Below are 17,519 nucleotides of genomic sequence, written 5' to 3'. Positions count from 1 at the left end.
TAGGTGGGTCTTAGCCTTGTGCGCGCGAGGACGCGTACTCTAGCGGCTTCCCAGTTTAAAAATTGGTTTCTCACTTTTTAGTAAACAGTTAAACAAACGTTTTCCCTGAATACAAAAAGGCCGCTGATTATAAGTTAATCAGCGGCCTTTTTCAAGCTTCGTGCCAAAAATTTAAAAGTTTTTAACGCGACGCTTTAAATCAATTACTTATCTTGTTCAACTTGACCAAATTCAAGTTCAACTGGCGTAGAGCGACCAAAAATAAGTACCGACACTTTAACGCGGCTCTTTTCGTAGTCAACTTCTTCAACCACACCACTAAAGTCTGCAAATGGACCATCAGTAACACGAACCACTTCACCCGGCTCAAATAATGTTGCTGGTTTAGGCGCTTCTGCGTTCTCTTGTAGACGGTTAAGAATACGATCAGCTTCTTTGGTGCTAATAGGTGCTGGACGGTCTGATGTGCCACCAATAAAGCCCATAACACGTTCAGTGCTATTTACTAAGTGCCAGCTTGCATCATTCATATCCATTTGTACTAGTACGTAACCTGGGAAGAATTTACGCTCAGATTTACGCTTTTGACCAGCACGCATCTCTACGACTTCTTCAGTAGGAACTAATACTTCACCAAAGCTATCTTCTAGACCTTTGATTTTAATATGCTCTAATAATGTTTGAGCAACACGCTTCTCATAACCTGAGAAAGCCTGTACTACGTACCAACGTAGTTTCTTTTCGTTATTCTCATCCGACATGGGATCAGATCTCCAATCCAGTTAAAAAGCCTACAGCGCGGAATAAAATGCCATCTAATCCCCAAAGGATTAATGCCATAATCACTGTTGCAACCATTACAATTAATGTCGTGTGCGTTGTTTCTTGACGCGTCGGCCAAACTACCTTGCGTACTTCGATACGCGCTTCTTTTGCAAAAGCAAGGAATGTACGTCCCTTGAAAGTTTGCGAAGCAATAGCTAAACCCGCAGCTATCGCAACCACAACGCCAATAGCACGTAGTAATACAGACTGATCTGCAAACATATGGTTACCAACGACTGCGCCTGCAAGTAGCGCAATTGCTACTAACCACTTTACTGACTCCATCCCACTCGATGGTGTTTCTATATTCGTGCTCATAATATTATTACCTTAACTACAGACACAACAACCCTGCACGTCGACAGGGTTAATCCATTAAAATCTAAACTTAAAAACAAGCTTACTTAAACCGATTTTTAGTTCTAGACTTTACTCACTTTGTAAAAAATTGGCAGGGGCGGAGAGATTCGAACTCCCAACCGTCGGTTTTGGAGACCGCTGTTCTACCAATTGGAACTACGCCCCTGCAAAGTGGATGCCTATTATACTTACGCAATTCATTAACACAAGAGTAAAAAGATACCCATAACTTAAAATCTCACTGACGGCTGTAAAAATCAAACTTAACATTATTAAAAAAGCAGTTTATGATTGTTTCAATTTTAGGAATACTGTTCGCACAAGGAAGCCAGTGCCTTTACTTCAAACCCTATTCAAAACCCTCATTTTAAGTATTTTTTGCTTGTTTCATAGCATGCTTATTGCCCGCCCTATTCACTTAGATACATATTCGAGTGAGCAAGGATTATCGCAAAACTCGATTACATGCAGCATCACTGATGAGCAAGGGTTTCATTGGTTTGCCACACAAGGCGGTCTTAATCGCTTTGATGGTTATGAGTTTAAACGCTTCAAGTCTCACCCTACTGAGGCTAGTATTTCAGGAAACTGGGTCACCGATTGCCTTGCTGGCGGCCCTCATGCTATCTGGTTTTCTACAGCCAGTAATGGTTTAAACTTACTTGATACTCAAACCGGTCAATTTAAGGTTTTTACTACGCAAACTGAGTTGGCGATTACTGATAACCGTATATGGTCACTGGCGTCAGATAACCTAAATAATATTTGGTTAGGCCATGAACATGGAAAGTTAACACGATTAAATATAGTCAATAATGAAGTTGAGTCATTTAGCTATAATAGCCCCGAGCAAGCTAATACCGTAATACAAGATATCGTAATAGATGCTCAACAGAATATCTGGTTAGCGACCAACGAGGGATTAATTAAATTTAACCCAGAGCTAAAAACGTTTAAACACATAGCAAAGAGCCATAAGAATTTATGGCGGTTACACTTAAATACACAAGGGCAGCTTTTACTAGCAAGCAAACAAGGCCTTAGCTTATTTATTCCAACAACAGAGGTTTTTGCGGAGTTTGCTCAATTTACAGATGTATGGATCACCGATATATTAATTGACGACACCGATACCATGTGGCTGACAAGTTATGGAAAAGGTTTATTTTATAAAACAGAGCAAAGTACATCTAAAAATAACTTTGAGCACATACCGCACAATAAACAGCAACAAAATGGGCTTGCTAATGATTACCTATTGTCACTTTATCAAGATCAGTTCGGTGTCATTTGGATTGGTACTGATGGCTATGGCTTGCAACGTTATGATAAAAAGCAAAATCAATTTTCGCATCAACAGCATTTGAGCGATGATGAGACTACCATTAGTCATAATTTTGTTCGCGCTCTACTTAAAGATTCACAAGGTCAGTTATGGGTTGGTACGCGTGATGGCTTAAACAAACAAACCGACACTGGCTTTAAGCGCTATAAAGTTAACTCAAAATTGCAAAGCGGCCTTACTAATAATAATGTATTTAGCCTGCATGAAGATAACCAACAGCGACTTTGGATTGGTACCTATGGCGGTGGGTTACTGCAATACAATCCAGCTGAAGATAATTTTATTGCCTATACAACGCAAAGTCATCAACTTAGCAGCGATCGTGTTTATGCGATAACGAGCGATCCTAAAGGAAATTTATGGCTAGGTAGCAACCAAGGTTTAACACGCTTTAATCCCGACACCTTAGAGGTTCAACATTACAAGCACGACGACTCAGTAAATAGCCTTGCTAACAATACCGTATTTACTCTGCTTTTTGATCACAATGCGAACGGATTATGGGTCGGGACGCGTGCAGGTTTAGACTATCTAAGTATGGCGGATGAATCATTTACTCATTACCCCTCGGATCAGACATCGCAGACTGGTTTAAGCCATAATATGGTCACCTCTTTGCACTTGCAAAATAACGATACCCTATGGGTGGGTACCTTTGGTGGTTTAAACCGCCTTGATAAAAAAACACAAAAAATCTCTTACATTACCGAACATGATGGATTACTGAACGATAATATTTTTGCTATTAAAGATGATAGTAAAGGCCACTTATGGGTAAGCAGTAACCAAGGGCTCACTCGCTATAATCCCACGAATCAAGCTATGCAGCATTTTTTACCTCGTGACGGCGTGCAGCATAATTCGTTTATTTTAGGTGCCGCTTTTCAAGCAGCTGATGGCGAGCTATTTTTTGGCGGAATCAATGGCTTTAATCAGTTTTACCCTAGTAAACTGCTATTGAGTACTTCAGCCCCAACCCCAGTATTAACTGAGCTATTAATTTATAACCAAGCAAGTTCAACAAAAAACTATCTAACAGATCAAAAAAAGCCAGCAAAACTAATAAATCATACTAAAAAACTCTCTTTTCCAACTAGCCAAGGGGTCATTGGCTTTAAATATTCCGCCGTTAATAATGCCTCATCAGCTAATCAATACCAGTATGCTTACAAGCTAAGTGGTTTAGATAAGCAATTTATCTATACCGATGCAAGCCAACGACAAGTTAACTATTCGCAGCTAAGTGCAGGTAATTATCAATTACAATTAAAAGTAAGCGATCAATACGGGCAATGGAGCAAAGTTCACACTGTGCTAAAGCTGACAGTAACGCCTCCTTGGTGGCAAACGAAATTGGCGTATGCGGCTTACCTTATAATAGTTTTGATTATTACATGGTTAATTTTAGCGTCACGCTATCGAGCTAAAACCGCAGAGCAACTCATTCAACAAGAAAGAAAGCTTAATCAACTAAAGACCCAATTTTTAGATAATATTAGCCATGAACTTAAAACGCCATTAAGCTTAATTTTAGCGCCAGTAGAAAACTTACAACAGCAACAACTCGGTGCTCAAGCGCAACATCAAGTTTCTATAATCAAGCGTAACGGGCTCCGCCTACTTAATTTAATTAATGAGCTATTACAGCTCAGTCAGCGCCCAAGTGCGACTATAGAATATGTATCCGCTTATTCTATAAGCCCTTTTATAGAACAAATAGTAGACGACTTCGCTATTTTGTTTGCTCAAAAAAATATTAGTTTTTCCTTTAAAGACAATACGCAACAGCCTAATTATATAAATTTAGAAACTAAACATGCTTTATCTATTATTGATAACTTATTGACCAATGCACTTAAATACACCCCATCAAATGAAAGCGTTAATCTAACGCTTTCTAACACAAACAATAATGTTGTTATAACGGTATCTGATACTGGTATTGGTATCGAAGAACACCAGCAAGCGCTTATTTTTGAACGTTTTACTCGTGTTGCAGCACACAACCAAACAGGCAGTGGTATAGGTCTCGCGCTGGTTAAGCAGCTTGTAGAGCAATACGGTGGGCAAATTTCATTAGTTAGTAAAATCAACAAGGGAAGTTGCTTCACAGTCACTTTGCCATTGTGTGAATCAAGTAACTTATTAACGGATAAACAATTATCGTCCTCTCAAACTATGCCGCTAAAAAACAACAAAAAACTACTCATTGTTGAAGATAACGTGGAAATGCGTGAGTTACTGGTTTCACTGTTTAGTGATGACTATACCTGTCTGAGCGCTAATAATGGAGAAGAAGGGCTTTTGCTGTGCCAAACTCAAATGCCCGATGTGGTGCTCAGTGACGTGATGATGCCAACGATGGATGGATATCAACTTCTAAGCGCTATTCGCTCAGACATTTCGATAAACCATATTCCTGTTTTATTACTCTCTGCCAAAGCAGACAGTAATAGCCGTATAAAAGGGCTTGATTTACTGGCCGATGACTACCTGTGTAAACCCTTTGAAGCATCATTATTAAAGAGTCGGATTCATGGCTTATTAGGTATTCGTGATGCGTTAAATAAACACTTAGTTAAACAGTTATCAGCTCAAGTACATGCTGTAACCTTAGATGCGCAAATAGAGCAAAATAAAGATTACACATTTACAGAACGCTTAAAAACAATCTTGCGCGAAAATTATCAAAATGAACTGTTTAGCGTCGAAGAGTTTGCCAGCGCAATGTGTTTGAGCCCTCGCGCACTACAATTAAAAATGAAAGCTCTTTTTGACGTTACACCCAGTGATTACATTCGCAATACCCGTCTAGAATATGCAGCAAAATTATTAGCTGATAGCGACTTAACTATAGGCTTAGTTGCAGATAACACCGGCTTTAGTTCTCAAAGTTACTTTGCTCGTTGCTTTAAAGCCAAATATACAGTGACACCTAAACAATATAGAGAAGCACAAACATGTAAAAGTCATTAGCTTCGCATCTGTACTCAAAGCTTTCGCCTGAGTACTATTTTTAAGCTACTGATTTATTTAAATTAACCTTAATTAGCCATTGCTAAAAAATAACTACAAATGTAATTAAGCAGATAAATTAAGGAAAATACTATGCTCTCATCCATACAAAAAACGCTACTTGCCACAGCATTAATAACGAGCTTAAGCGCATGTCAAAGCACTTCAACCAATGTCACTTCAAATAAAAATTCACCTGACATTAATGAAGTAAGTAAACAAAAATACAATGGTCCTAAAGCACGTATCGCCGTGGCACGTTTCACTGATAAGTCAAATAACTCAAGATGGTGGCGAAAAGAAATTGGTGAAGGTATGGCAGATCAACTTACCACCGCACTTGTTGGCACTAATCGCTTTATTGTATTAGAACGCCAAGCACTAGACGCTGTGCTTTCGGAGCAAGATTTAGCAGTATCAGGCAGAGTGAGTGCACAATCTGGGGCTGCATATGGCGAAATTGAAGGCGCTGAGATTGTAGTCGTTGCAGCGGTTACCGAGTTTGATGATGACAGTTCAGGTGCAAGTGTTGGTTCGGGCGGTTTTATTGGTGATGTGTTTAGCTCTGTTTCTGCTGGCTTTTCTGGATCGCATATGGCTATTGACCTAAGGTTAATTGATACGCGCACTTCACGTATTTTAGCTGCAACTAGTGTTGAAGGCGGTAGTAAAGATTTTAACTTTACCAGCGCAGCAACAAACTTTGGTGGCGCATTGGTTGGAGGGAGTCTTAGCGGCTGGTCAGATACACCAAAAGAAAAAGCACTACGTGAAGTAATAATTAAAGCCGTTGAGTTTTTAGAAACTAAAATCCCAGACACCTATTATCGCTATAACCAAAACAACACGCTTGCTGCAGGCTATACAGCACCACCACCGCAAAAGGTAGCTAGTAAAAAAGCAGCACCTGCTGCTGCTGTTGATGTGCCGAATCATAGAATGCCACATTATGAAAAAATGGACTTAGCAATGTCTCGTATGAACTTGGTTTGCTTAGGCTATTTAAAAAACCAACCTAATTATGAAGAATTTGAGACTGAAGACGTAAAATACGACCGTCAAACTGTATTAGCACTACGCGAATATCAACAAGAAAAGAGCTTAGAAGTAACAGGCCTTGCCGATGAAACAACAAAGAAATCTTTAGATGACACAAAATGTTTAGCTAAAACTCAAAAATCAGGGCTTGAAAGCTTAGGCAGCATGTTTCAATTTAACTAAGCAACACAATTCAATTTAAATAAAAAAGCGGCTATCCCCTAGTCGCTTTTAATCTACTCGTAATAACTCACCGCGATAAAAATCACACAGTAACCATATTTGCTCAAATTGATGGGTATTTGGAAAAACTATTGTTTTTATTGCCGCTTCAAAGTCGCTCTTATGCCAAATAGTGCTAGCGTTACGAATTAGCAACCAGGTACGTTTTGAGTAATAACGCTTAGTCGCTTTTTGTTTAAGCAATCGTCCTAATGCTGATTGCAGTCGGTTTTCACTGGGCTGTTGTGCCATGTCAGCTAAATCACGTTGCATATGTATTGATAATGGCCGACCTAACACGGCCATTGCTTCGGTTTCGCTGGCATATAAATGCGCTACTTCTATATCGAGTTGCTCATTTTCTTGATAACAACTTACATCGGGTCTATTTGGTTTATTATGCCAAATGTGGCGCATATGAATACCGGTTTGCTGCTCATAGCAACGCAAAAACAACTTAGCTGCATCGTGCTCTAGCTGTTGTTTTTCGGCATCACTGCTGCGCTTCATGCAATACCTTATAAACGTCATTTAAAAGCGAGGAAGCGCCAAACCTAAATGTCTCTGGTGCTAAATATTCATGCCCCATAATCTCAGTTGTTAGCTGCAAATAAGCATTGGCATCACCTGTCGTTTTCACACCGCCTGCGGCCTTAAAACCAACTGGTTTTGATGACTTTTTGATGGCATTAAGCATAATTTCAGTTGCTTCAAGCGTGGCGTTAACCGCGACTTTACCGGTGCTGGTTTTTACAAAATCAGCTCCCCCTTGAATAGCAAGCTCGGTTGCTTGAGCAATAAGCGCAGGTGTTTTTAGCTCACCGCTTTCAATAATCACTTTAAGTTTAGCGCGACTACCACATGCTTTTTTACTTTCACTCACGTATTCCAGTACTGTATCGGCTTCGCCTTTTATAAGTGCTTTATAAGGAATGACTAAGTCAATTTCATCGGCCCCGCGCTCTATGGCTATTAGTGTTTCATTAAGTACTTCATTAAGTGGCGCATCACCTGTAGGAAAGTTAGTCACTGTGGCCACTTTTACATGACTCAATAGCCGATTTGCGAGCGCTATTTTTGCATCATCTACAAATTCACTAAACACACAAACTGCAGCGGGTATGCCTAACTTAAGATCAATACTGTTTACTAATGCATTAATACTAGCTTGATTATCATCGGTGTTTAAACTGGTTAAATCCATTAAACTAACAACTAGCATGGCGTTTTGAGTATTATTTGTCATTTTATGCCCATGAAATTTTAAAAATCTTAAACTATATAAGCATCATAGCTTAATCTTGCTATAGCTCATAACCAAACACTATAAGCGCGTTTTTTATACTAAACAGCATTCTAACCCTTACTAAATAAGATTTAGACCTAAAAAACACAGTTTATATAACTTTTAAGTATATCAACTAAGATTTAATTATTTTTTACTTATCAATAGCCGCTATATTCTGCCTTTGTGTTAAACACTTTATTATCTTTTTAGGGGCGTTACTCAGTGCAATATTTACCTATCTTTACCAAACTCGACAACAAACCAGTATTGGTTGTTGGCGGTGGAGAAGTTGCCTTGCGAAAATGCCGCGCGTTTTTAAAAGCACGTGCTGCAGTAACCTTAGTTGCCCCGTGGTTTTGTGATGAATTAAAAGAACATGCGCACAACAATGAAGTTACTTTAATAGATGCCTATTTTGAAGAGTCACATCTTGATGGCAAAATTTTGATTATTGCCGCCACCGACAATGATGAAGTTAATAATACGGTATTTGAACTCGCCAATGCCCGTAATGTGTTTGTAAACGTGGTGGATGATCAACCTAAATGTACGTTTATTTTCCCCTCTATTGTTGATCGCAACCCAATTACTATTGCGATTTCAAGTGCAGGCACAGCACCGGTATTAGCAAGGCGTTTACGTGAAAAGCTCGAAACACTTATTCCACAGCATATTGGCCCTCTCGCCAACTTAGTCGGTGGTTTTCGTCACAAAGTAAAACAACGCTTTAAACACTTCGCCGATCGTCGCCAGTTTTGGGAAGGCGTGTTTGATTCATCAGTAGTGAGTAAAGTCCAAACCGGTGATACCCATAGCGCTGAGCAACAACTAGAGCAAATGCTAGATGCCAAAGTAGAGCCTGAAGGTGAAGTATACGTAGTCGGTGCAGGCCCAGGCGACCCAGAGCTACTCACCCTAAAAGCATTGCAGCTAATGCAACAAGCCGACGTGGTGGTATATGATTACTTAGTTTCTGATGAAATCATGGAGTTAGTACGCCGCGATGCCGATTTAATTTGTGTGGGTAAGCGCTTAGGCGATCATAGCGTAGCTCAAGAAGATACCAATAAGATGCTAGTTGATTTAGCGCAACAAGGTAAAAAAGTATGTCGTATTAAAGGCGGCGACCCATTTATTTATGGTCGTGGTGGCGAAGAAGTACAAGTACTGGCAGCCAATAACGTAAATTACCAAATAGTGCCAGGTATAACGGCAGCCGCAGGCTGTAGTGCCTATGCAGGTATTCCTTTAACGCATCGCGATCATGCTCAAGCTATTCAATTTGTTACTGGTCACTGTAAAAAGGAAGGCCAAGAGCTTAATTGGCAGTCGCTTGCACAAAAAAACCAAACACTGGCTATTTATATGGGGGTGATTAAATCGCCGCATATTCAAGCCGAGCTATTAAAACATGGGCGAGAAGCAACAACAACAGTGGCAATTATTGAAAACGGCACACGTAAAAATCAACGCGTAGTTACCGGACAGTTAGACCAATTAGCACAGCTAATTGAACAATATGATATTATTTCACCGGCATTACTCATTATTGGTGAAGTGGCTTCGCTGCATAAAGAATTAAACTGGTTTGGCGAAAAAGCACAGATCAGTAGCTTTGCTCAACCGCTTACAGACGTAGCGTAGTTTAACAGATTTTAATTTAATCATTTTAGTAGGACGACCAACAATGGCTTTAACTCACCTTCAGCAACTTGAAGCTGAAAGTATCAAAATCATGCGCGAAGTCGCCGCTGAGTTTGAGAACCCAGTTATGCTTTACTCAATCGGTAAAGATTCATCGGTACTTTTGCATTTAGCTCGTAAAGCATTTTACCCTGCGAAAATTCCGTTTCCGTTATTACACGTAGACACCAACTGGAAGTTTCGTGAAATGATTGAGTTTCGCGACCGTTTAGCTAAAGAGTACGGCTTTGATTTAATCGTACACAAAAACCCTGAAGGTATCGAAATGGGTGTAGGCCCGTTCACTCATGGTTCGGGTAAACATACCGATATCATGAAAACTCAAGGGCTAAAGCAAGCGCTTAATAAATACGGTTTTGATGCCGCATTTGGTGGCGCACGTCGTGATGAAGAAAAATCACGGGCTAAAGAGCGTGTTTACTCATTTCGTGATAAACACCATCGCTGGGATCCTAAAAACCAACGTCCTGAGCTTTGGAATACCTATAACAGCCAAGTGAACCCAGGAGAAAGCATTCGTGTATTCCCACTGTCTAACTGGACTGAACTAGATATTTGGCAATACATATATCAAGAAAACATCGAAATGGTGCCACTTTACCTTGCTAAAGAGCGCCCTGTAGTAGAGCGCGATGGTACTTTAATTATGGTTGATGACGATCGCATGCCACTTAATGAAGGTGAAGTACCGCAAATGAAGTCGGTTCGCTTTAGAACATTAGGCTGTTACCCACTCACAGGTGCAGTGGAATCTACCGCCAGCAATCTAACCGAAATTATTGAAGAAATGCTGCTGTCATCGTCATCTGAACGTGAAGGTCGAGTGATTGATCATGATTCAGCAGGCTCTATGGAGAAGAAAAAACGTGAGGGGTATTTCTAATGTCTAACCTAAATAACGATACATTTAATGAAGTAAAAGAAATTGGTATAGACGCTTACCTAGCACGTCAACAAGATAAAAGCTTGTTGCGTATGCTGACTTGTGGCAGTGTGGATGACGGTAAATCAACCCTAATTGGCCGCCTATTACACGACAGTCACCAAATTTATGAAGATCAGCTAGCCGCACTTCATAAAGATAACGAAAAAGTCGGTAATGCCGGTGAAGAGCTTGATTTAGCATTGTTAGTAGATGGCCTACAAGCTGAGCGTGAGCAAGGTATAACAATTGACGTAGCGTACCGTTATTTCTCAACCGCTAAGCGTAAATTTATTATTGCCGACACCCCAGGGCATGAGCAGTACACCCGAAACATGGTTACCGGTGCTTCAACCAGTGATGTTGCCATTATTTTAGTGGATGCGCGCTATGGCGTGCAGGTACAAACTAAGCGTCATAGTTTTATTTGTGACTCATTAGGCATTAAGCAGTTCGTGGTTGCGGTTAACAAAATGGATATTGTTGATTTTGATGAAACCGTTTATGAAAAAATTAAAGCCGATTATTTAAAATTTGCCAAGCAACTTAACGTATCAAATATTAAGTTTGTGCCTATGTCGGCACTTAAAGGCGATAACGTAGTAACCCGCTCTGCACATACTCCTTATTACACCGACAAGCCGTTGCTTGAGCTGTTAGAAGACTCACCAGCCGCTGAAATCGACACTGGTTTTGAAGCGCGTCTTCCGGTGCAATACGTGGTGCGCCCTAATCTAAACTTCCGTGGCTTTCAAGGCACGCTGACATCGGGTAAATTACGTGTAGGTGATGAGGTGAAGGTACTGCCTTCAGGTAAAAAATCACATATTAAAGAAATTGTTACTTTTGATGGCAACCTCGACACCGCCGAGGCAGGCCAAGCAATTACAGTGACACTTAATACTGAAATAGATATTAGCCGAGGGGACGTTATTGTACCTGCGAATTCGCAAGCTCAAGTAACCAACCAATTACAGGCTAAAATTGTGTGGATGCACGAGTCACCATTGGTGCTCGGTAAAAGTTACAACCTTAAACTTGGCAGCAAAAACACCTCGGCCACGGTCACAAAAATTGACCACACTATTGATGTAAACACGCTAGAGCATGGCAGTGCAGATTCATTGCAGTTAAACGAAATTGCAATTGTGACACTGGAGCTAACCGAGACTATTTTAGCCGATCAGTACCATCATAATCATGAAACCGGCTCGTTTATTCTTATTGACCGCTTATCAAATTTAACGGTTGCAGCAGGAATGATAGAACAGGTACTGAAAAGTGAAGAAAATGCAGGACAATTCAGCGACTTTGAAGTTGAATTTAATGCCCTTGTACGCAAGCACTTCCCGCATTGGCAAGCACTTGATATTTCAAAGCTATAACGTTAATGAACGCCTGTTAGGAACATTTAAAGCATGGTAGAACAGCTCATTTTAACAGGCATTATGTTGCTTTTAGTCGGGTGCCTTTTTGGCACCCGTATTAATCCTGCATGGTTATTTGTTAGTGCCATAGGCACCAGCTACCTAACCGGGTTAATAGATTTAGAAAGCATGCTGGTTAATTACACTAACTCATCATTAATTACTTTAGTGTTATTAATTTTAGTGTCGATAGCAATAGAAAAAACCACGCTTATTCAGCGCTTAGCCAAATCGTTATCCAGTGGTAGTTTAGTTAAGTCAGTAACTAAACTAGGGCTGTCTACTGCCTTTTTATCGTCGTTTACTAATAATACCGCGGTAGTTGCCTCATTAATTACCGCCATAAAGGATAACCCAAACCACTCTCCCTCAAAGCTATTGCTGCCCTTGTCGTACACCGCGATTTTAGGGGGTACTATTACGCTTATTGGCACCTCTACTAACTTAATCGTAAATGGCTTTGCAGTAGATGCGGGCATGGCGCCACTGGGCTTTTTTGATTTTACCTTGGTGGGTTTAGGCGCTCTTAGTGTGGGCTTAATTACTATTTTGGTGATGCTAAAATGCCTGCCCGACAACGGTAAAAATAGCCAAGAGGTAGTGCCTTTTTATTTAGAAGGGAAAGTGCAAACTGGCTCAAAGTTAATAAATTGTACTGTAGAGGAAAACGGTTTACGCGATCTAAAAGACTTGTTTTTGGCTGAAATTATTCGTGACGGCAACCGAATTTGCGCCGTGACCCCCCAACATATTATTCAACAAGACGACATACTGCTGTTTGTGGGCGACATAAAGTCAGTACCTTTGCTTACTCGCTTTGATGGCTTAAAAGTGGTGCACGACAAACACGAAAAAGACATAGAACACCTCGTTGAAGTTGTCGTTAGCCAATCGTCTAAGTTAATTGGCAAAACGGTAAAAGAAGCCCGCTTTAGAGAACAATTTCATGCAGCCGTTATTGCTATTCGCCGTGGGCATGACCGCTTACAAGGCGGGCTTGGACAAGTGCGATTACAAGCGGGTGACTCATTAATTCTTGCCCCTGGTAAAAGCTTTTATGACTTAACTAACTTAAAACGCGAGTTTGTGTATATTTCAGGGCTTGATTTACAAACCCACCTCGGTACAAAGCAATCAAATATTGTGTTGTTAAGCTTTGCGGGTGTGCTGGGATTAAGTATTTTAGGTGCAGTACCGCTGGTTAAAGGCTTGTTAGTGTTTCTTATTGGCCTAATGCTGTGTGGTACTATTAAGCTAAGCGAAATAAAGCGCCGTTTTCCTATTGAGTTACTTGCTGTCGTGGGCAGTGCCATAGGTTTAGCTAAGCTGATGATAGGCACCGGCCTTGCTGGGCAAATATCAGACGCCATGTTTGTAGTGCTAGGCGACTTTGGCCCTTATGGCGCGTTTATCGCTATCTTTTTAATGACCGTATTATTCACCGAATTAATCACCAATAATGCCGCAGCAGCGCTATCGTTCCCGGTTGCCTACTCACTAGCCATTGGCTTTAACGTAGAACCTTTGCCGTTTATTATGGCAGTTGCATTTGGCGCTTCAGCCAGCTTTATTTCACCTTTTGGTTATCAAACTAACCTGATGGTTTATAGCGCAGGTAACTATCGACTTAAAGACTATGTAATGATGGGGCTACCGCTTTCTATTATTTATTCAATTACCGTACTAACTTTGATCCCGCTGGTATTTCCGTTTTAATGCCCGCGCTTATAGCATAAAGAGACACAGCAAATGGATAACAATATTGTTTGGCATAATTACGCCACTACTAAAATGCAGCGCAGTGAACAAAAAAATCATAAGAGCGCTATTATATGGTTTACTGGTTTTTCTGGCTCAGGTAAAAGCACCGTTGCGAATGCACTAGAAGCAGCACTCAATCAGCAAGGCGCACACACCTATTTACTTGATGGCGACAATGTACGCCATGGTTTATGTAAAGATTTAGGTTTTAGTGATGCCGATCGCGTTGAGAATATCCGCCGCGTAGGCGAAACCGCCAAGCTAATGGTTGATGCTGGTTTGTTAGTCCTTACTGCGTTTATATCTCCTTTTAAAGCTGAGCGCGACATGGTTCGTGAGTTAGTTGATGAGGGTGAATTTATCGAAGTATTCATCGACACCCCTCTTGAGGTGTGTGAAAGTCGCGACCCAAAAGGCTTATATAAAAAGGCACGCGCCGGTGAAATTAAACACTTTACTGGGATTGATTCAACTTACCAGCCGCCGGTTAATCCTGAAATAATTTTAGATACCAGTAAAAACACCCTAGACCAATCGGTAGCTCAACTGATAACGTATCTAAAACATCAGCATATACTATAGGCCCATGTAATGAACCAAACTGAACTGCTAGAAGAAACCCTTATTCTCGCTCGCGAAGCGGGAAGCGCGATTATGGGTATTTACAACAAAGACTTTAACGTTGAATACAAAGCTGATGAAAGCCCCGTAACCGACGCCGACTTAGCAGCTCATAAAATCATTAGTGCAGGGCTCAAAAAGCTCACTCCAGACATTCCTGTATTGAGTGAAGAAAGTGCAGATATTGGTTGGGACGTACGCCAAACATGGAACAGCTATTGGCTGGTTGACCCAATTGATGGCACCAAAGAATTTATTAAAAAGAACGGCGAGTTTACCGTTAATATTGCCCTAATCGAAAACGGCAAACCAGTTTTAGCTGTGGTTGATGCCCCTGCGCTAGGTGTATCGTACATAGCCGCCGAAGCCATTGGTGCTTTTAAAGACAAAGGCGATGAGCGCATCGAGCTTAAAGTTACCACCAAACCTAACAAAGGCCTTATACGTGTTGTAGGCAGTCGCTCGCACCCCTCTCCTGATTTAGCTGAATTTGTAAAACGCTTTGATGAGGTTGAAATGGTGTCAAAAGGCAGCTCACTCAAACTGTGTTTAGTCGCCGAGGGCAGTGCCGACATTTACCCACGCTTAGGCCCAACCTGTGAATGGGATACCGGCGCAGGCCATGCCATTGCTGAAATAGCCGGTGCAAAAGTGACTAAGCTCGATGGCAGCCCGCTTGTCTATAACAGCAAAGATGAATATTTGAATCCGTATTTTGTGGTGAGTGCGGTGGAATAATAAAAGCTAAGAGTTTCGAGCTGTTAGCCACGAGCAGCTCGATGTAAACCTAAACACCTTAGGTTGGGTTGAGTGGAACCCAACAAGTACCCGTTAACCATCCTCGCTATTTCGCACTAAACAAGAACTTGTCCACGAATGATAAAGTGCACTAAAACACAGCAAGGTTATGAACATACCAAGTGATAATATAACCTTTTCTATTAGGGTTTGTTCAGGCTTTTGGTCAAGTATGCTTTTTAAGAGATAAAGAAAGTAAAATAGGTACACGCACCGATGCCTATAATCAGCATAAAGAGCCGCTTTATTAAATTACCTTCAGTAGGAGAAATTTCCTCACCGGTATATGGTGCATAAATACTTCTTTTTAATATAAATGCATAGATATATCTATAACAAAAGAAAAATACAAACACGCAAAACAACAACTTTTCTACTGACTCAAAACCTATGAAAAAAGTAGCTCCTAACACAAACCATAAAATACCGAATAATATAACAATGGCTTTCTTTTTATCCATACTGACCGCCTTTATTTGTTCTTTAAGTTCTTTATTTATAAACCTTAATAGGCGTTTTAGTTAAAAGATTTGGACGTGTTGTAGCCTGTGAAAATCTAAGTAAAGTTTTTAGCCTTTATTAAATTGCGTTGTTAGCGATGGAATTTATAGTCGGTAACCCTAATTTTTTAGTTATCGCTGAAAATTGAGCTTTTGTGTATGGTCCATAAACAAATTCGTTGTGTTCAGCAAACTTGTTATCTTTGACTTTATCAATATAGTAAAAAGCACAAACCTTATTCGGACAAGCATAAGCCGAAATATTTTTTTCGTTAGATTTAATATTTATTAGTTCATCGAGTCGCCCAATATATGCGCCCTGATCAAGGCTGTAACCTAACCTTTTGGTATCATCAATGTAATACACTTTATAAGTGTTGCTCCTCCCAAATTGGAGAGCACCCATTAAGAAGTAATGATATTAAAACTAAACATATTCTCACACACTTCCCTGCATTCTAGTAACTTGCTCAAATTACATCCTTATAGTTCACATGAGCGCGTTCTTATTTTGTGAACATCTATTAGTAGCAAACTGTGTAAATGATTACCAATTATATTTAAGCGAGGTATTCTACTATGTGTAAAAAGTATGACATGGAGTAAGGCCTTGTTTTTAGTTTTCGATAAAAGTCCAAAAGAATGACCTGCTCCAGTTTGCTAGTAATATCGGTTATAAGTTTTTCTAATTACCTACCATGAATTAAACACTTTTTAAAAGCGGTAACCCCTAACGATTTTGCTGTGCTATAAAAGCAAGCGAGTGTTGATTGAATAAGTCTGGGCGTTCTACGTTACAAACATGGCCGCAATGGTGAATGGTTTGCAATACGCTATTTTTATGGCGCTTAACCATTTCTTTAACCGGGCCAAGGAACATATGCTCTTCTTTACCCATAATGTAAAGAATGGGTATATCAATGTCTTTTTCTTTGAAATACTGCATTAAAGGATTTACGTCCATGGCTAATTTAAACCATTTTATAAACTCTTTTTGGCACAAGCGTTTTGCTTCACGAATAAACAAAAGTCGAGACTCTTTATGACGCTTTTTCGGCATCATAATAAAAGCAAATAAACGATACAACCACATGTAAGGCAACAAGTGTTTAAAGGTATTGCCTAAATAAACCAATGTATTACTACGGGTATTAAAACGAGTAACCGCCCCACCTAGCACCATACTAGAAACATATTGCGGGGCAATTTCTGCAATATTTCGAATAAGAATTGTGCCCAATGAAATACCAACAAAATGTGCGCTGGTTATATTGTTATGATCTAACACATCGATAATGTCTTTAGAGACATTATTAAATGAGTAATTATTATCAACAAAGTTTTGTAATAGATCATTTGATTTACCGTGACCACGAAGATCAAGCAACAACACATTATATTCTTTTTTATAAGCTTTAAGCTGACGAAACCAGATTGCCGAACTCCCCCCTGCGCCATGAACAAATACTACCCATGTTTTACTGGTTTCATGCACAAAAATAGTATGGAAAAGAATGTCTTTGCTCATTGCAGTTAGCGGCCTATTTACTTCAGTTGGCTGATTAAATTGTAGAAAGTATAACGGAGTTTAGAAAAAATCTCTTATGAAGTTCCGATTAATGGCTTCAATATTACAGGGTAAAACTCGCTTTGAGTTGTTAGTTATCAATTAACTGGGCAAGAAAGTGGCCAA

15 protein-coding genes and 1 tRNA gene are annotated in these 17,519 nt (G+C 40.1%); 8 read left to right on the top strand and 8 right to left on the bottom strand.

Features of this window, described 5'->3' with window-relative positions; translation table 11 throughout:
* Positions 1 to 203: 203 nt before the first annotated feature.
* From nusG to FLM54_RS01180, 3 genes are all read right to left on the bottom strand, one after another.
* Positions 204 to 761, bottom strand: a complete 558-nt coding sequence (gene nusG, locus FLM54_RS01190; RefSeq protein WP_008108460.1) for a transcription termination/antitermination protein NusG — start codon at positions 759 to 761, stop codon at positions 204 to 206.
* A 4-nt stretch (positions 762 to 765) separates the two neighbouring features.
* Positions 766 to 1,143: a preprotein translocase subunit SecE gene (gene secE, locus FLM54_RS01185; RefSeq protein ID WP_054202752.1), complete on the bottom strand. Its 378-nt coding sequence runs from the start codon at positions 1,141 to 1,143 to the stop codon at positions 766 to 768.
* A gap of 131 nt (positions 1,144 to 1,274) precedes the next feature.
* Positions 1,275 to 1,351 (bottom strand) — tRNA-Trp (locus FLM54_RS01180).
* 165 nt (positions 1,352 to 1,516) lie between these two features.
* Here FLM54_RS01180 and FLM54_RS01175 point away from each other — a divergent pair.
* Both FLM54_RS01175 and FLM54_RS01170 read left to right on the top strand, forming a co-directional pair.
* On the top strand, positions 1,517 to 5,506 hold the full coding sequence (locus FLM54_RS01175; protein WP_178954654.1) for a two-component regulator propeller domain-containing protein: 3,990 nt from the start codon (positions 1,517 to 1,519) through the stop codon (positions 5,504 to 5,506).
* Positions 5,507 to 5,638: 132 nt separating this feature from the next.
* The gene (locus FLM54_RS01170; RefSeq protein WP_178954652.1) at positions 5,639 to 6,766 is read left to right on the top strand and encodes a CsgG/HfaB family protein; all 1,128 of its coding nucleotides are present in this window, start codon (positions 5,639 to 5,641) and stop codon (positions 6,764 to 6,766) included.
* Between the two features lie 48 nt (positions 6,767 to 6,814).
* Here the strand turns inward: FLM54_RS01170 and FLM54_RS01165 are convergent, their stop codons facing one another.
* A complete protein-coding gene (locus FLM54_RS01165) occupies positions 6,815 to 7,315 on the bottom strand; it encodes a hypothetical protein (protein WP_138606661.1) in 501 nt (166 codons plus the stop codon).
* On the bottom strand, positions 7,299 to 8,051 hold the full coding sequence (deoC, locus tag FLM54_RS01160) for a deoxyribose-phosphate aldolase (protein WP_178954650.1): 753 nt from the start codon (positions 8,049 to 8,051) through the stop codon (positions 7,299 to 7,301). Before deoC ends, FLM54_RS01165 begins: the two co-directional genes overlap by 17 nt.
* A 264-nt stretch (positions 8,052 to 8,315) precedes the next feature.
* On the opposite strand from deoC, the gene cysG reads away from it, so the two are divergent.
* The 6 genes from cysG to cysQ are packed head-to-tail and all read left to right on the top strand — an operon-like array spanning position 8,316 to position 15,266.
* Positions 8,316 to 9,737 carry a siroheme synthase CysG gene (gene cysG / locus FLM54_RS01155; protein ID WP_178954648.1) on the top strand — a complete coding sequence of 474 codons (1,422 nt, stop codon included), beginning with the start codon at positions 8,316 to 8,318 and terminating at the stop codon, positions 9,735 to 9,737.
* 43 nt (positions 9,738 to 9,780) lie between these two features.
* Positions 9,781 to 10,680 carry a sulfate adenylyltransferase subunit CysD gene (gene cysD, locus FLM54_RS01150; RefSeq protein ID WP_008108450.1) on the top strand — a complete coding sequence of 300 codons (900 nt, stop codon included), beginning with the start codon at positions 9,781 to 9,783 and terminating at the stop codon, positions 10,678 to 10,680.
* Complete coding sequence (gene cysN / locus FLM54_RS01145; protein ID WP_178954646.1) at positions 10,680 to 12,104, top strand: sulfate adenylyltransferase subunit CysN; 1,425 nt, start codon at positions 10,680 to 10,682, stop codon at positions 12,102 to 12,104. Before cysD ends, cysN begins: the two co-directional genes overlap by 1 nt.
* A gap of 33 nt (positions 12,105 to 12,137) precedes the next feature.
* Complete coding sequence (locus FLM54_RS01140) at positions 12,138 to 13,862, top strand: SLC13 family permease (RefSeq protein ID WP_178954644.1); 1,725 nt, start codon at positions 12,138 to 12,140, stop codon at positions 13,860 to 13,862.
* Between the two features lie 33 nt (positions 13,863 to 13,895).
* Positions 13,896 to 14,489 carry an adenylyl-sulfate kinase gene (gene cysC, locus FLM54_RS01135; RefSeq protein ID WP_178954643.1) on the top strand — a complete coding sequence of 198 codons (594 nt, stop codon included), beginning with the start codon at positions 13,896 to 13,898 and terminating at the stop codon, positions 14,487 to 14,489.
* A 9-nt stretch (positions 14,490 to 14,498) separates the two neighbouring features.
* A complete protein-coding gene (cysQ, locus tag FLM54_RS01130) occupies positions 14,499 to 15,266 on the top strand; it encodes a 3'(2'),5'-bisphosphate nucleotidase CysQ (RefSeq protein ID WP_178954641.1) in 768 nt (255 codons plus the stop codon).
* Between the two features lie 239 nt (positions 15,267 to 15,505).
* Here cysQ and FLM54_RS01125 read toward each other — a convergent pair whose 3' ends face one another.
* The 3 genes from FLM54_RS01125 to FLM54_RS01115 all read right to left on the bottom strand — a co-directional run bounded on the left by FLM54_RS01125 (position 15,506) and on the right by FLM54_RS01115 (position 17,354).
* Positions 15,506 to 15,787: a hypothetical protein gene (locus FLM54_RS01125; RefSeq protein ID WP_008468821.1), complete on the bottom strand. Its 282-nt coding sequence runs from the start codon at positions 15,785 to 15,787 to the stop codon at positions 15,506 to 15,508.
* A gap of 118 nt (positions 15,788 to 15,905) precedes the next feature.
* Positions 15,906 to 16,193 (bottom strand): hypothetical protein, encoded by a 288-nt coding sequence (locus FLM54_RS01120; RefSeq protein ID WP_178954639.1) that lies wholly within the window; start codon positions 16,191 to 16,193, stop codon positions 15,906 to 15,908.
* A 363-nt stretch (positions 16,194 to 16,556) separates the two neighbouring features.
* Positions 16,557 to 17,354: an alpha/beta fold hydrolase gene (locus tag FLM54_RS01115; RefSeq protein WP_178954637.1), complete on the bottom strand. Its 798-nt coding sequence runs from the start codon at positions 17,352 to 17,354 to the stop codon at positions 16,557 to 16,559.
* Between the last annotated feature and the right edge of the window lie 165 nt (positions 17,355 to 17,519).

Source organism: Pseudoalteromonas sp. Scap25 (assembly GCF_013394125.1).
Lineage (GTDB): Bacteria > Pseudomonadota > Gammaproteobacteria > Enterobacterales > Alteromonadaceae > Pseudoalteromonas.
Note: the sequence above shows the minus strand (reverse complement) of the source record. Positions and strands in the feature narration are given on the sequence as shown.

Bases quoted from the DNA above. Each gene is read 5' to 3' on its own strand.
- nusG (WP_008108460.1), bottom strand. From the start codon at position 761: ATGTCGGATGAGAATAACGAAAAGAAACTACGTTGGTACGTAGTACAG.
- secE (WP_054202752.1), bottom strand. From the start codon at position 1,143: ATGAGCACGAATATAGAAACACCATCGAGTGGGATGGAGTCAGTAAAG.
- FLM54_RS01170 (WP_178954652.1), top strand. From the start codon at position 5,639: ATGCTCTCATCCATACAAAAAACGCTACTTGCCACAGCATTAATAACG.
- FLM54_RS01165 (WP_138606661.1), bottom strand. From the start codon at position 7,315: ATGAAGCGCAGCAGTGATGCCGAAAAACAACAGCTAGAGCACGATGCA.
- deoC (WP_178954650.1), bottom strand. From the start codon at position 8,051: ATGACAAATAATACTCAAAACGCCATGCTAGTTGTTAGTTTAATGGAT.
- cysD (WP_008108450.1), top strand. From the start codon at position 9,781: ATGGCTTTAACTCACCTTCAGCAACTTGAAGCTGAAAGTATCAAAATC.
- cysN (WP_178954646.1), top strand. From the start codon at position 10,680: ATGTCTAACCTAAATAACGATACATTTAATGAAGTAAAAGAAATTGGT.
- FLM54_RS01140 (WP_178954644.1), top strand. From the start codon at position 12,138: ATGGTAGAACAGCTCATTTTAACAGGCATTATGTTGCTTTTAGTCGGG.
- cysC (WP_178954643.1), top strand. From the start codon at position 13,896: ATGGATAACAATATTGTTTGGCATAATTACGCCACTACTAAAATGCAG.
- cysQ (WP_178954641.1), top strand. From the start codon at position 14,499: ATGAACCAAACTGAACTGCTAGAAGAAACCCTTATTCTCGCTCGCGAA.
- FLM54_RS01125 (WP_008468821.1), bottom strand. From the start codon at position 15,787: ATGGATAAAAAGAAAGCCATTGTTATATTATTCGGTATTTTATGGTTT.
- FLM54_RS01115 (WP_178954637.1), bottom strand. From the start codon at position 17,354: ATGAGCAAAGACATTCTTTTCCATACTATTTTTGTGCATGAAACCAGT.